Origin of the sequence: Psychrilyobacter piezotolerans (assembly GCF_003391055.1) — a bacterium.
Lineage (GTDB): Bacteria > Fusobacteriota > Fusobacteriia > Fusobacteriales > Fusobacteriaceae > Psychrilyobacter > Psychrilyobacter piezotolerans.
In genome coordinates this window covers 1-14,262 of sequence record NZ_QUAJ01000031.1, presented here as the reverse complement: position 1 = coordinate 14,262, position 14,262 = coordinate 1, and the positions used below count along the sequence as shown (strand labels likewise).

Below are 14,262 nucleotides of genomic sequence, written 5' to 3'. Positions count from 1 at the left end.
GAGCCAGGCTCATCCTCTACTTTTTTATTTAATTTACACCGCAGGTTTATCCTTTAAAACTGTCATTTTAGTAGCTACAAATGCGGCAAGTATGATTATAGTACTTCCCATTATTATCTTCAGGGTTGGAATCTCTCCCAATATAAAGGCAGCAAATATAATCCCGTATACAGGCTCTAAACATGTGGTAACACTCACCGTGCTTGCACTGATCCTCTTGAGCGACAGGACAAAGAGGGTATGGGCTATCCCCGTAAAAACTACTCCTAATATTACCATGAAAAATATATCCCTTACCGATGGAAGTTTATTCCATAACAATAAAACGGGAATAGACCAAAATGATGCTCCCAGACACTGATAAAATGTAAGTTTGATCCCCGATACCGAGCTTGAAAACTTTTTATTCATTATGGCCAAAATTGCAAATGAAAATCCGGAAAACACCCCCATTCCTATCCCGTTTAACATCTTAACATCTATCCCATTTAACGGTATTACCATGGAAATCCCGATAAAAGTTATCATGGCAGTAATAATTTTTTTTCCCTCTAATTTTTCCTTAAAAAACAGTGGTTCCATAAAGGTTGTAAAAATAGGAAAACTCGAAAAAGACAGCAGTCCCAGAGCTACACTGGATAACTTAATCGCCTGAAAAAATGAAAACCAGTGAAGAAATAGTAGTGACCCCTGCAAAATTATAATTTTTTTTGAAGTTGGAGAACTCATCTCTACCCTCTCATTTTTAAACTTAAGAACAATATAAAGAAATATTGCAGCAGAGATAACCCGGCCGCTGACAATGACCTGGGCAGGTGCCTCTATGAGTTTACCGAAAAGTCCCGACAATCCGAAAAGTAACACCGCAGTATGCAGTATAATAAGATCCTTTTTCATCTATAACCCCCTCTAATCTTTTTACATCCATAAATAATATCACCTTTTAACTAGGAATAGAAGTAAAATTTGTTTATTATTTGATATATAAATGTATAACAGATAAATAGCAAAAGGCAGAATCAGAAATCTCCAATTCCGCCTTTTTTATCTCTCCCCACTATCCTTCCCATTTTGTAAAGGGGAAGGTGTCCTTTAGGACGGATGGGGTTAGGTTTACTTTCTCACTTCGGTTACATTCATCTTAATTGCAGAGAATTTACACTTATCGAAACAAAGTCCGCAGCCAATACATTTTTCCTGGTCAACTTTATGTTTTTCTTTAACTGCTCCTTCGATACAGGCAACCGGACATACTCTTGCACAAGCTGTACAACCAATACATTTTTCTTCGATTACTTCGGCTTTCTTAACCTCTTTAATCTCATTTACTATTGCATTTGTCGGGCACTTCATCGAGCAAAGTCCACAGTTGATACAAAGATCTGAATCGATCTTGGCTACGTTATTTTTTACCGTAACTGCATTAATTATATTTCCGTCAGCATCTTTTACTTTTACCGGACATGCCTTTACACACATTCCACATGCGATACATGCTACAGTACAAGATTTTCTGGCTTGGGCCCCCTTATCCTTAGAGCTGCACAATACCGTTACTTTTTGATTTTCAGGCATCATCTCTATGATATTTTTAGGACATTCCTTCACACACTTAGTACATGAGATACATTTTTCCTCATTTATAACTGCGATCCCTCTTGCATTGATCTCTATTGCATCAGCCGGGCATACTTTTACACAGTCTCCATATCCTAAACAACCATACCAGCATGACTTGTCTCCACCAAAATAAAGGGTAGATGTAGCACACGTTTTCATCTCAGTATCCAGGTCATATATCTTAGTTGTCTTAGAGTTATCTCCCTGACATTTTACTCTGGCTACCTGCTTTACAGCATTCGGGTCAGCACCTTCACCACCCATAATAGCTGCTATATCATTTACAACCTGTGCACCACCAGGAGCACATAGTGTAGGGTCAGCACCTTCTAATGCTACTGCTTCTGCATACCCTCCACATCCAGGGAATCCACAGGCTCCACAGTTGGCACCAGGTAATACATCCATTATTTTTTCAACATTAGGATCTATCTCTACCTCAAATTTCTTTGAAGCAAAAGCTAAGAACAGTCCCATAGTCAGACCGATCCCTCCTAATACTAATACAGCGTATATCATTTCTAACCTCCAAATCTATCTCATAGATTAATTATTTTAATTATATTTTCATTCCAGAGAATCCCATAAATGCCATAGCTAATAATCCAGCTGTGACAAAGGCTATTGCTACACCTTGGAATGGTCTTGGTACATCTGCATATTCTAATCTTTCTCTTATTCCTGCAAGTAAGATAAGTGCCATAGTAAATCCTATTGCTGCTGCCATACCATTTACAACAGTTTCAATAAAGTTATACTTCTCTTGAATATTTAAAATTGCTACCCCTAGTACCGCACAGTTAGTTGTGATAAGTGGTAAAAATACTCCTAAAGCCTTATAAAGGTTAGGTGAAGTCTTTTGCACTGCCATCTCAACAAATTGTACCAATGAAGCTATTATTAATATAAATGCTATTGTCTGTAAATATTCCAATCCAAAGGGAACCAATAGATAGTTTTGTACTACCCAGGTTACTGCTGATGCCAAGGTCATTACGAAAGTAACGGCCATCCCCATTCCTATTGAAGATTCTACCTTTTTAGAAACACCCATGAAAGGACATATCCCTAAAAATTTAGCAAATACAAAGTTATTTATAAATATAGAACCAAATATGATTCCAAATAAATTTCCTAAATCCATCGATTATCCCTCCTTTTTCATCTTAATATAATTTTGTGTTGCTATGATAAAACCAATTGTTATAAATGCTCCAGGTGCTAATATGAATATTAACGCCGGCTGGAATGTAGGAGGAGTCAGTTGTAATCCGAAGAAACTTCCATTTCCTAAAACTTCTCTGATAGCACCTAATACTGTAAGTGCCAGAGTGAACCCCAGTCCATTTCCAATACCATCTAATAATGAAGGAAATACCCCATTTTTAGAAGCAAAACTCTCGGCTCTTCCCAGGATTATACAGTTAACAACTATCAGGGGTAAAAATAACCCTAATACTGAATAGAGATCCGGAAGGTACCCCTGCATTACCATCTGTACGATAGTTACTAAAGTAGCTATTACAATGATATAAGCCGGTATTCTAACCTTTGCCGGTATCAGGTTTTTTATAGCTGATATGATTACATTTGAACATGATAAAACCACCAGTGTCGCCAGTCCCATTGCCATACCATTGATAGCCGAGTTAGTTACACCTAGTGTAGGACATAATCCAAGCAATAATACGAATACCGGATTCCCCTTAATTAATGGATCTGTTAAAAGCTTTATATAGTTATTCTTAGCCATTAGTTTTTCACCTCTGCTTCAAATGCTTTAGTTGATTTTTTTACTCCGGTAAATACAGCCATAGGAGATATTGTAGCTCCTGCAAAACCGTCTACACTTTTATTAAATTCATAAGATTCATCTCTGCCAACCCAAAGAGCCTGCCAATCAGCATTTTCTACATTTGTTCCAAGTCCGGGAGTTTCTGACTGCCCGGTAACCTTTAGACCAGTGATAGTTCCCTTTGTATCTAATCCCAATACGAAAGTTATCACACCGGAATATCCGTTGGTTTTTACAGTACTTGCATACCCCACTAAATTCCCTTCAGCGTCGTAACCAGGAATAAATGTTTCCCCTTCGGCTGTTACTTCCGCCGCCTCTTTAAATTCTGCTGCTAAAGGCAGTACTTGTTTTCTAGCTTTATTTACTATCTCTCTGTTGATTTTTTCTATTTGTGGTGCAGTTATTGTATTTACACTGGATAACAATCCAGCTGCAACTGCTGCTATTACCAGTAATACAGCACCATAATGTACTAATCTATTCATTATTTTGCTACACCTCCAAACAACTTCGGTTTAGTGTATTTATTTATAAGGGGTACAACTCCATTCATGATCAGGATAGAGTATGCCATCCCTTCAGGATATCCGCCTTTAAATCTGATTAAAGTTACCAAAGCACCTATTCCAAAGGCAAATATCATTTGACCTTTTTCAGTATATGGAGAAGTTACCATATCTGTTGCCATGAAGAATGCTCCTAAGAATAATCCTCCCGATAACATATGCATTATCGGATCTCCACCGAATAAAAATGCTCCCACTCCTACTGTTCCTATTATAATAGCCGGTACCTTCCAGTTTACCTGACCTTTATAGATTAAGTAAGCTCCACCTAATAGGAGTCCCAATGCTGAAGTTTCTCCAATGCATCCACCCATTTTACCTAGTAGAGCGTTCATATATGGGTTTCCTGCTGCAACCAAAGTTCCGTCTAACCCTCTTTTCATAGCATCTAACATAGTCGGTCCTGCCTGGCCGTCCAATACAAAAGTAGTTATAGCTACCGGCCAAGACGCTTGAACAAATGCTCTACCAACCAATGCCGGATTGAATATATTATGTCCTAACCCGCCAAATAACATCTTTCCTAATAGGATAGAAACTGCAGATCCAACTATAATTATCCAGTATGCCATAGTTACCGGAACAACGAATGCAAATAATATACCTGTTATTACTGCACTTCCATCTTTTACCTCTATATCTTTACCCATTATTTTCTGCATAATCCCTTCAGTTGCCATACATGTTCCAACTGCAATCAAAGTAGTAGTCAGTGCCTGTATTCCAAATACATAGACTGCCATAAGTAATGCCGGTAATAAAGCTATTATTACGTCATACATTACTTTTTCTACTGTTTCACTGGTTCTCACGTGTGGTGAAGGACCCATCTTTAACAATTTCGCCACTTTTTTGCCTCCTAAATTTTATATACCGTCATTGATGAATAGTGAATATCACAATCCGCCAACCACTGATAATAAATCAATAATTACAAGTTACTGCTTCTATTTATTTCCTTGCCATAGTTCTTAACTTAGCTTTTCCGATATTGATAGCTTCTGTCAACGGTCTGTTTGACGGGCAGATATAAGCACATGATCCACATGAGATGCAGTCCATCAATTTATATTTTCCCATCTCTTCCCATTGATTAAATTTAGCCAATTTAGCATACATAAGAGGCTCTAACCCCATTGGACAGGCTCCTATACATTTCCCGCAAAGGATACAGTTTTTTGCCTTACAAGGATTTGTTTCTGCCGTTGTAAGAGCTAATAAACCGGACGTTCCTTTAACTACAGGTACATCTTCTGTATGCTGGGCCATTCCCATCATAGGTCCCCCCATAACAAGTTTGTCTACCTCTTCTCTCTCTACCCCTGCATAATCTAACATATCTTTAAACATAGTTCCTATTCTAACTTTCAAGTTCATAGGTTTTTTGATTGCTTTTCCTGAAATAGTCACTACTTTTTCAATAAGCGGCATTCCATTAACGATTCCATCATATACTAAAGCTGCCGTTGCAGTATTTTGCACCACTACTCCTACAGCAGAAGGTAATTTCCCGCTTGGAACCTCTCTGTCTAAGATAGCTTTGATAAGCTGCTTTTCTCCACCCTGTGGGTATTGAGTTTTAAGTGGACAGACTTCGATACCATTATCCCCTTCACTGGCTTTTATCATAGATGCTATAGCTTCTGGTTTATTATTTTCAATACCTATCTTGGCATTTTTCACTCCTAAGATATGCATGATGATCTTTATCCCTTCAATGATTGATTTGGGATCTTCCAGCATAAGTCTGTTATCTGCATTTAGATACGGCTCACATTCTGCTCCATTCATCACTAAAGTGTCGATAGTTACATCTTTTGGTGGATTTAGTTTAATATGAGTTGGGAAACATGCTCCTCCTACTCCTACTATTCCTTTCTCTCTAATCATTGCAAGTAAGTCTTCCTTAGGTGCACTTTTCCAGTCTTTGATCGTTTTTAATTCTGCCAATTCTTCCTCACCATCATTTTCAATGATGATTGTGTTCACCTTTCCACTTAATGGAAATGGTAAAAATTCAATTTTTTTAACTACTCCACTCACTGGTGAATGAACCGGTGCTGACATAAAAGCTTCACTATCTGCAATTTTTTGACCCTTCAGTACTCTATCCCCTGGTTTAACCAGGGCATTTAGTGGTGCACCAATATGCTGCAACAGTGCTACATGTACCATCTTTGGCGCGTCAAAAGTTTGAATAGCTTCATTTTCAGTCTGTACCTTGTTTTCAGAAGGGTGTACCCCGCCTTTGAACGTAAACAGTTTCATCTACAAAACACTCCTTTTTGTTAATTTATATTTAATTATTTTTTTCGTAATTTGCCCTTAATTTTACCACAATTCGTTCAGTAATACAACATTTAGTGTTGTGAATTTATTCTTTTTATCCTTTTGGATGCTAAAATGACATTCTTTTGTTATAAGTTCGTTAACTATAACTATACATGATTTCCAGCTAAAAAAGTCTTCTATTGTGAAATATAATACGTTTTTTTGAACTTTGATCATTTAGAATTTCATAGATTCCCACAGCCTGTTTTATCTTTAGTATTTTTTTTCTCAAATCTCCTCCTATGGAAATCCCCAGCTTATCCTTTCTATCCCCGATTAATATTCTATTTCCTAAAACTTCGCTCACCCCCTCCAATTCCTCTATATCAACAGGATCCCAAAGGATTGTTTTTCGTTCCTGCTCCAAAGAATATTTGATGGTATGGAGGGTCCCTCCAGATCTGCCTGTCTGCACCACAAAGATACCACAGGTCATTCCAGACTGGAGGCGGTTTCTCAAGATAAAGAATATAGACAAGTTAGAAGTTGTAGGAGGGAGTTCCGACATCAAAAATCCATTTTTCTCCAATATTTTTTCCGACAACTCCCGATTTTCTTTAGGGTATATGGGAGTTGCCAGACCCTGCCCCAATATTGCCCCTGTCTGCCCCTGGCCCTCAAGGCTACCCATATGACCATATTCATCACATCCAAGGGCTAATCCGCTGATATTCCACCAATTATTTCTGGCTAACAATACCCCCATCCTCCTGGCCACTTCCCGGCCATATTTTTTTTCCGGTTTTCGGCTGCCGATTACGGCCAGAGATTTTTCCAACTCCTTCTCATTGGGAAAATAACCCCTGTAAAAGATCATAAATGGGGGATCTTTCAGCTCCTTTAAATTTTTAGGATATTTTTTAGAAAAGTATCCTAAAAATTTAATATCCTCTTTTTCACAGATTTGAAATTCCTCCCCTACCCTGATCTTTAATCTTTCCAGGTTTAAAATTCCATCTTCTGATAAAAAGTATGTTACAGCGTTCTCTACCCTTTTTTCAGCCTTTATCCTGGGATTCTCCACCTTTAATATATGCACCGATTCTAAGATTATTTTTTTCAGGGAGATCCTATCCAATTTAAATATATTTTGTTTCCTGTCTACAGAATAAAAAAACAACTTATAAAGGATATCGTGACTCAATTTAGGAGATGGGTAGCCTCTCCTAGAAACATCTGAATATATCAATGAAAATAACATAAAATCTTCCTTTGTATATAGCACAGAACTCCTCCCGGCAGATTTTTACCACATCTAAATCGTGATTTTTTTAACAAAACCTTATAAAATTTTTATTAAAATATAAGCATTTAATTAGTATTAAATATAACTTAAAAATTACTGAAAAACAAGCTTCTTTTTTATATTTATACTAAAACATTATCAACATGAGATTTCAGAGGGGTTTCACCTGCTGCCACTTTACAAATATATATAAAAAATTACAAATATATATAAAAAAAGGTTTTCGGAATCACTCCGAAAACCTTCTCAGCCTATTTATTTTTTCTCTCTCAACAGCACCACTGCATAGGATTTTACCCCAATTTCTTCCCCGGTAAATCCCAATTTTTCCTCGGTTGTAGCCTTTACACTTACCCTGTCCAAGTCTAAATCCAATTCTTCAGCCAGGTTCTTCCTCATCTCAATAATATAGGGTTTTAATTTAGGCTGCTGCATCACTATTTGAGAATCTATATTCACTATCTCAAAGCCCCTATCATCTATAAGTTTCTTTACATGGTTTAATAATTTTATGCTGGATATCCCCTTATAGGCCTCATCTGTATCTGGAAAATGCTGCCCGATATCCCCCAAGGCCAAAGCTCCTAACAATCCATCCATGATGGCATGAATCAATACATCTGCGTCTGAGTGCCCCAGCAGCCCTTTTTCAAAGGGTATTTCTATCCCACCCAGGATCAGTTTTCTGCCCTCTACCAATCTGTGAACATCATATCCGTTTCCTATCCTATACATAGTCTCAACCTACTTCCATTCATGGTAAATTTTATCATAAAATTCTATTATCTCTTCTTTGGTCACAGTGGATGTTCCCATTCTTCCAACTACTACTCCTGCTGCTACATTGGCTATTTTAGCAGCCTCATGCCATGATGCTCCGGCGGCGGCTGCCAGGGTAAATACAGAAATAACCGTATCTCCTGCTCCAGTGACATCATATACTTCCTTGGCAAAGGTCGGAATATTTATAATCTCATCCTCCAGGAATATACTCATTCCCTCCTCACTTCTAGTCAGAAGTAAGTTATCCAGGTTTAATTTAGCTTTTAATTCCAGACCTAGTTTTTCTGTATCTTCTATCACAGATAACCCCATGCATTCCATAGCTTCCTTTCTATTGGGAGTCATAGATGTAGCCCCCATATAGTTTAAGGCATTACTTGGTTTTGGATCTACCGTTACTATTATATTATTTTCACGAGCTATTTCAATAACTTTTTTAGCTAAAGTAGGAGTAAGCACTCCCTTATCATAGTCCGATAGGATGATCGCATCTAACTTATCTAAGTGGGATTTCAAATTTTTTATGATAAGCTCCTCATGATACGGTGTTATATCTTTTTTATCTTCCCAGTCCAGTCTTAATAACTGCTGGTGCTGAGCTATAATTCTTCTCTTTACTATGGTAGGTCTGTCCTCTGCAATTACTACACCTACTGTATCTATCTTTTCTTTTTTCAATTCATTCAATAACCTGTTTCCGTTTCCGTCATCTCCTATTACTCCAAAGGAATGACACTTACATGAAAGGGCAGATAAGTTATTTAGGACATTGGCTCCCCCGCCTAAAACAAACCTTTCCTCCTTTACATTTACTACAGGTACCGGAGCTTCCGGCGAGATTCTGGTAACCTCTCCTATAATATAGTCATCTAACATCATATCCCCTATTACTGCAATTGTCATATCTTTAAATTTATCTAAAATATCTATTAATCTAGTCTTGGCAACCATCTTTCCTCCCATTAATCGCATGTTTTATGTACCCTTAGTATAACATCACATCTAGATTTTTTCAATTTTAAAAACCGTGACAGACAGTGCCACGGTTCATTTAAACTGACTATCTTTATTTTCTAAAAATCATATCTCAAACCTAAACCTATAAAATAATTTGCCCTATTGTCTACAATGGGTGAATCTCCAATCTCATTCCCTACATACTGTATCTCTGCTAAACCAAATACCGTCCAGTTGGGGGTAAAGTTATATCTGGCTGATGCTCCTATAGCTGAAGCATACGCAAATTTATTTGGTTCATAAACTTCATTTAATTTAGTACTTCTAGGATCATTTACCTCGTCTTCACTTACACCAAAATAATAATCCACCATATTTTTATCCAGTAAACTAAGGTTGATCTGTGGTATGATTAACAATTTATCAGTTACTACAAAAGGTCTCAGGGCAGATATTTTTCCTGATCCCCCTCTTTTTCCACCCCTCACTTCACCTATAAGTTTTACCTTTTGAAAATCGGTATTATAACCCAGTCTCAATCCAAATTCCACCTGGGTATCTCTGCTGTTTATTCCTTTATATCCATCTTTCATGTCTGAATTATTCAGTTGAGTTGCCCCTATTGCTCCTCCAGCACCTTGGAGTGCTATCCCTCCAAAAAGTTGTGAAAACCCAGTCAATGTCAGCTTTGAATTCAGCTTATGCCTGTAACCTATTTCAGTACCTTTAATATAAAGAGTTTCACTCTCTAAGCCTACAAGTGGTATATAACGTGATTGTTTTTCCTCTATCTGATAGAGTTTACTCCCGTACCCCGTCATAAATCCTAAAGAAAATTTATATTCTGACTCCCCTTCCCTGTCCGACCCATTATTTTCTGAAAAACTCAATACAGATAATAAAATAAATAAAACTAAAATTATTCTTTTCATATCTTCCCTCCTGGTTTTAAATCTCTAATCTAATATTACCATATTAAGGGAGACAATTCTTCTATATAGAGTATTAAAATTTAAGCTTCCCTCTTCCTCCTGTGTTGATTTCACGAATATTAAAATCAAGTGTAGCAAAACTTGATTTTAAATGTGAACCTCAACAGGTCGAAACCAAAGTTAAAATTTATAGTTGGGATTTCCCCACTCTTTCCCTGTTAGCGTTTTCCCGATTAACGAATATTAAAATTCATTATAATTAAAAATAAATTTTAAATGTTATAAGGAAAACTATTGCAATTTCTTTGGAGTTATTGATTTAAAATGAAGTTTATAGTAGTTAAGCTTCGGCTGTAATGTTTCTACAATGACGATCGTGGCTTACTTAATGTACTTGAATATAATGAACTATTGAAAAAATCATAAAAAAAAATACAATTAGGAGAGATCAATATTTTGGAGGATTCATTGGAGGGACAAAAAATATAGTCTAAAATTAATTTTAAACTTTTAAAGCTACTTTATAGCTTATATTATGTAAAAAAGACCTAACATTTTAATTAGGTCTTTTTTTTTAATATTTATTTTAATATTTGTTTTTATAAAATGTTAAAAAATTGACTAATTATACCTCCTTATTTTTTCAATGGACTAAACTATTGATTACTTAGTATTGTTTAAATTTGTTGTTAATGTTACTTAAATTGATTTAATTTGAAATTTTAATTATCGTGAAGCATTAGTTAATTATTTATTTTTTTTAATACTAATTCATATCCTAAAGTTCTTAAAGATTTAGCTAAAAATTCAATACTAGGATTTATTAAGTTTTTTTCTAATCTAGATACAGCTTGTTGAGTTGTATTAATTTGAATCGCTAAGTCTTTTTGTGATAAATTGTTTTCTGTTCTGTAATGTAAAAATAATTTTATAATATCTTGTTTTATTTTTAATGCTTCGTATTCTTCTTTTACTTTTTCATCAGATAAAATTCTTTTTTTAAATTCTTCTAATGAGCTCATGTTCTTTGTATTTTCCATATTTCTCCTCCTTGATAATAATTAAAAAAAACATTATTCTTGGTAGAAGTTTTTACATTTTTGTATTTTTTTTCTAGCCATAATTTTCCCCTCCTATTATTTAATATGTTATTTCCTAATTCAAGAGTTTTTAGAGTTTTTTAGAGTTATATTAGCACTTGAGGACTAATAAGTCCTACAAGAATTAAATCTTGTAGGTTACTTATAAAAGGTCTTTGATCTTTTTGAAAGTCTTATTGTCAAATTTGTTTTGATCTTTCTGAAGAATACTCAAAACTTTAATAATATTCTTTTGAACAGCATAAAAAATTCTATAGTCTTTATATCTTATTTCTCTCAAAGGTTTGTGATTTGTTATTGCAACTGTTTGTCCAGGTACAAACCCATTAAATTCGACTAATAAATCTATCTTTTCAAGAATACCAGCAAGTATTTTGATTTTTCCACCTTCTTTTTCACTGACTTTAACTAATTGTTCCTCAAATTCATTACATACTTTTAACTCCATGTTATTACTCACCTCTTAAATTAATTTAAACATCGTTTAAACGAATTCAAGATTTAAACATCTAAACGATGCTTTATTTTATAGTATATAATACACCGGATACGATGTATAAGTCAAATTTTATATTAAAATTGAATTTCAAAGCATTAAAAGATCTTACTAATCCTAAATCACTATGATTTGACTTCTTAAAAATTTAAAGATAATATTAGTTTTAAGTAAAACTAATAAAAATAACTAAAAAAGGGGAGAGAGGATGAAAATTAAAGATCTAAAAAATATAATGATTGAAACTATTAAACATCCATTATCAAGATCGGTTATAGTTGAAAATAAGGAAGGGACAACGATTATTCTTAGAGAAAAAGGGGAATATAGAGGTGTAGATCTTTCAGGAGTTAACCTCTCAGGAGTTAAATTAAAAGGTATTGATTTATCAGGAGCAAATTTAAGTAATACAAATTTATCTGGGACAGATCTACGAAAGGCTAAACTTACAGATACAAATTTTGAAGGTGCAATAATTACAGGTACAAATTTTGAAGAAACTAATATCAAAAAACAACAACTTAATAAAGCTGAATTTACTATAAATCCTATAGGAATATCTTTAGATACGAATAGAAATAGGAGGAAATAAAATGGAATCTAAAAAACCTATAGAAATTCCTGAAACATTCAAAATGGCATTAATGATTGTTACTGGTTTAACAGTACTGTCGATTTTAATAGCAATAACACTTGCTTTTATAGCAACACCTAATGACATGCAAAAAGATCTATATAAAGTAGCTACATTTGGTTGGCAATCTGGTTTTGGGTGTATGGTAGGGTTAGTTGGAGGAAAAGTCGCTAACTAGAAAGTTCTGTAATAACTATTCTGTAACTTTCATAAATAAACCCAATAAAATCAACCTTAAAAGGACACTTATAATCGAGTGTCCTTTTTTTTACTACTTTTCAATATTTTGTCTGCGATTTCTCACTTATTCTGTCCATGTTTTAGGGGAAGCCCAACCTTCTTTCATAGCCTGAGCCATAAGTTCCATAGCTTCATCTAATGACTCAATATAAGCCTGTCCCCTTTGAGGTAATAATTTACCTTCAGGACTTTTCCAAATAAATCTATAGCCTTGTGATGGTTCACTATCATCCCAATGCCAGTTACCGTATTGTAAAAATAAATTTTTCTTTGGATGTTTTGTTTCTTTTAGCATTTCAAATCTCATATGACATTCTCCTCTGTATTTTATTTTTTATCATGTCCTAAACACCTTAACGATATAAAAGCTTCATTTGGGTGTTTTTTTTAAAATTTTAAAATAGCTTCATTTAAGAGAACAATAAACCATTTTATCTCCTCCTAAAATCCCAAGAAGCTTATGGATTTTCACCCTTCCAAAACCCCTAATTTATACATTCTAGCTCTTTCATCTACATTCTTCAAGTCTTTATCATTAAAAGAATAATATTCTTACCACCAAGAATATCCTTTGCTGATACTTTCAAGCTTTAAATATTTTTAGTGCCAAAAAAAGGCTTTTTATTATTTGTTTTTTTATTTGTTCTTAAATTAGATATGTTACCTTATACTTATTAATAGAAAGATCACAGCAATGATTTAAAAAATAAAATGGAGGAATAATTATGACAAAACAATGTAACACACGAGGAAGAAAGGGTATCGAGAGTAGTAGAAGTCCAGTAAGGATAAAATTAACTGATGAAAGTATTGAGAAACTAGATGCAATGAGTCCAAACCTACATATAACCAATCAGATAAGAGATACTATTGAATATGCCTACAACACTAAACATCTTGGAAAAGTTCAAGCTATTACGATGGATCAACTAGGAAACGGATATGAACAAATCTTTATAACAAAAGAAGTAAAGAATAATTTTGAATATTATGATTTCTTATGTAATAAAATTGAGTTCTATCCATATGCAGGTTACTTTAATATAGAAATATCCTTAGAGGAAGCATTTATAAATTTAGCTGAGATAGACATAGATGTAGCTTTAAAAAAGTTACTTACCACAGAAATAAAAGAAAATCCATGGCCTAAAAAAGATGGTTCTATTAAATGGAGGATAAACTGTTCTCCATACTCAGTTTTTTCTGGTGTATTTGAGACTCCTACAATGGAAGATTCTTATAGCAAAATAAATCAAAAAAGCTGTATGGAATATATGAAAAGATTTAAAAAGATAGACGAGGCAAAAGATAAAATTATGGAAATATTGTGCAATAGTTCTAAGACTTATTCAGAATGGCACCTGGAATATTTTGACTCCATAATTGAGAAAAAACTTACTGAAAAAAATGGCTTAAAATATGAAGAAATATTAGACTAACTATATGAAGTCAAGTAAAAATAATTGATTTTTTTTAAAGTCAAGTTTAAAAAAAATGGCATTACAAAAAAAGGTGCTAAGATTTTAAATTTTTTAAAAGTTAACTGCAGATGAATTTTT

The 14,262-nt window shown here is 34.4% G+C and carries 17 protein-coding genes; 3 read left to right on the top strand and 14 right to left on the bottom strand.

Annotated features, from left to right (window positions below):
- Window positions 1–33: 33 nt before the first annotated feature.
- From DYH56_RS13355 to DYH56_RS13295, 13 genes are all read right to left on the bottom strand, one after another.
- The gene (locus tag DYH56_RS13355) at window positions 34–897 is read right to left on the bottom strand and encodes a DMT family transporter (RefSeq protein ID WP_114643380.1); all 864 of its coding nucleotides are present in this window, start codon (window positions 895–897) and stop codon (window positions 34–36) included.
- 216 nt (window positions 898–1,113) lie between these two features.
- Window positions 1,114–2,139, bottom strand: a complete 1,026-nt coding sequence (locus DYH56_RS13350; protein WP_114643379.1) for an RnfABCDGE type electron transport complex subunit B — start codon at window positions 2,137–2,139, stop codon at window positions 1,114–1,116.
- A gap of 40 nt (window positions 2,140–2,179) precedes the next feature.
- Window positions 2,180–2,764, bottom strand: a complete 585-nt coding sequence (gene rsxA, locus DYH56_RS13345) for an electron transport complex subunit RsxA (protein ID WP_114643378.1) — start codon at window positions 2,762–2,764, stop codon at window positions 2,180–2,182.
- A 3-nt stretch (window positions 2,765–2,767) separates the two neighbouring features.
- Window positions 2,768–3,373, bottom strand: a complete 606-nt coding sequence (locus DYH56_RS13340) for an RnfABCDGE type electron transport complex subunit E (protein WP_114643377.1) — start codon at window positions 3,371–3,373, stop codon at window positions 2,768–2,770.
- On the bottom strand, window positions 3,373–3,906 hold the full coding sequence (locus DYH56_RS13335; protein ID WP_114643376.1) for an RnfABCDGE type electron transport complex subunit G: 534 nt from the start codon (window positions 3,904–3,906) through the stop codon (window positions 3,373–3,375). Before DYH56_RS13335 ends, DYH56_RS13340 begins: the two co-directional genes overlap by 1 nt.
- On the bottom strand, window positions 3,903–4,832 hold the full coding sequence (locus tag DYH56_RS13330) for an RnfABCDGE type electron transport complex subunit D (RefSeq protein WP_114643375.1): 930 nt from the start codon (window positions 4,830–4,832) through the stop codon (window positions 3,903–3,905). The genes DYH56_RS13335 and DYH56_RS13330 overlap by 4 nt, the downstream gene beginning before the upstream one ends.
- Window positions 4,833–4,935: 103 nt before the next feature.
- Entirely contained in the window at window positions 4,936–6,252 is a 1,317-nt protein-coding gene (gene rsxC, locus DYH56_RS13325; RefSeq protein ID WP_114643374.1) for an electron transport complex subunit RsxC, read from the bottom strand.
- A gap of 187 nt (window positions 6,253–6,439) precedes the next feature.
- Window positions 6,440–7,540 (bottom strand): DNA-processing protein DprA, encoded by a 1,101-nt coding sequence (locus DYH56_RS13320; protein WP_114643373.1) that lies wholly within the window; start codon window positions 7,538–7,540, stop codon window positions 6,440–6,442.
- Between the two features lie 276 nt (window positions 7,541–7,816).
- Window positions 7,817–8,296 (bottom strand): 2-C-methyl-D-erythritol 2,4-cyclodiphosphate synthase, encoded by a 480-nt coding sequence (ispF, locus tag DYH56_RS13315; RefSeq protein WP_114643372.1) that lies wholly within the window; start codon window positions 8,294–8,296, stop codon window positions 7,817–7,819.
- A gap of 9 nt (window positions 8,297–8,305) precedes the next feature.
- Window positions 8,306–9,295, bottom strand: a complete 990-nt coding sequence (rfaE1, locus tag DYH56_RS13310) for a D-glycero-beta-D-manno-heptose-7-phosphate kinase (RefSeq protein ID WP_114643371.1) — start codon at window positions 9,293–9,295, stop codon at window positions 8,306–8,308.
- Between the two features lie 122 nt (window positions 9,296–9,417).
- Window positions 9,418–10,233, bottom strand: a complete 816-nt coding sequence (locus DYH56_RS13305; protein WP_114643370.1) for a MipA/OmpV family protein — start codon at window positions 10,231–10,233, stop codon at window positions 9,418–9,420.
- A 743-nt stretch (window positions 10,234–10,976) separates the two neighbouring features.
- Complete coding sequence (locus tag DYH56_RS13300) at window positions 10,977–11,273, bottom strand: helix-turn-helix domain-containing protein (RefSeq protein ID WP_199533033.1); 297 nt, start codon at window positions 11,271–11,273, stop codon at window positions 10,977–10,979.
- A 202-nt stretch (window positions 11,274–11,475) separates the two neighbouring features.
- Window positions 11,476–11,781: a type II toxin-antitoxin system RelE/ParE family toxin gene (locus DYH56_RS13295; protein ID WP_114643369.1), complete on the bottom strand. Its 306-nt coding sequence runs from the start codon at window positions 11,779–11,781 to the stop codon at window positions 11,476–11,478.
- Window positions 11,782–12,037: 256 nt separating this feature from the next.
- Between DYH56_RS13295 and DYH56_RS13290 the strand changes: the two genes are divergently transcribed.
- Together DYH56_RS13290 and DYH56_RS13285 are read left to right on the top strand one after the other, a co-directional pair.
- On the top strand, window positions 12,038–12,421 hold the full coding sequence (locus DYH56_RS13290; protein WP_114643368.1) for a pentapeptide repeat-containing protein: 384 nt from the start codon (window positions 12,038–12,040) through the stop codon (window positions 12,419–12,421).
- A 1-nt stretch (window position 12,422) separates the two neighbouring features.
- Window positions 12,423–12,641 carry a hypothetical protein gene (locus DYH56_RS13285; RefSeq protein WP_114643367.1) on the top strand — a complete coding sequence of 73 codons (219 nt, stop codon included), beginning with the start codon at window positions 12,423–12,425 and terminating at the stop codon, window positions 12,639–12,641.
- A 126-nt stretch (window positions 12,642–12,767) separates the two neighbouring features.
- On the opposite strand, the gene DYH56_RS13280 is transcribed toward DYH56_RS13285, so the two are convergent.
- Entirely contained in the window at window positions 12,768–13,010 is a 243-nt protein-coding gene (locus tag DYH56_RS13280; protein ID WP_114643366.1) for a hypothetical protein, read from the bottom strand.
- A gap of 418 nt (window positions 13,011–13,428) precedes the next feature.
- Between DYH56_RS13280 and DYH56_RS13275 the strand changes: the two genes are divergently transcribed.
- A complete protein-coding gene (locus DYH56_RS13275; RefSeq protein ID WP_114643365.1) occupies window positions 13,429–14,142 on the top strand; it encodes a hypothetical protein in 714 nt (237 codons plus the stop codon).
- Window positions 14,143–14,262: the final 120 nt, after the last annotated feature.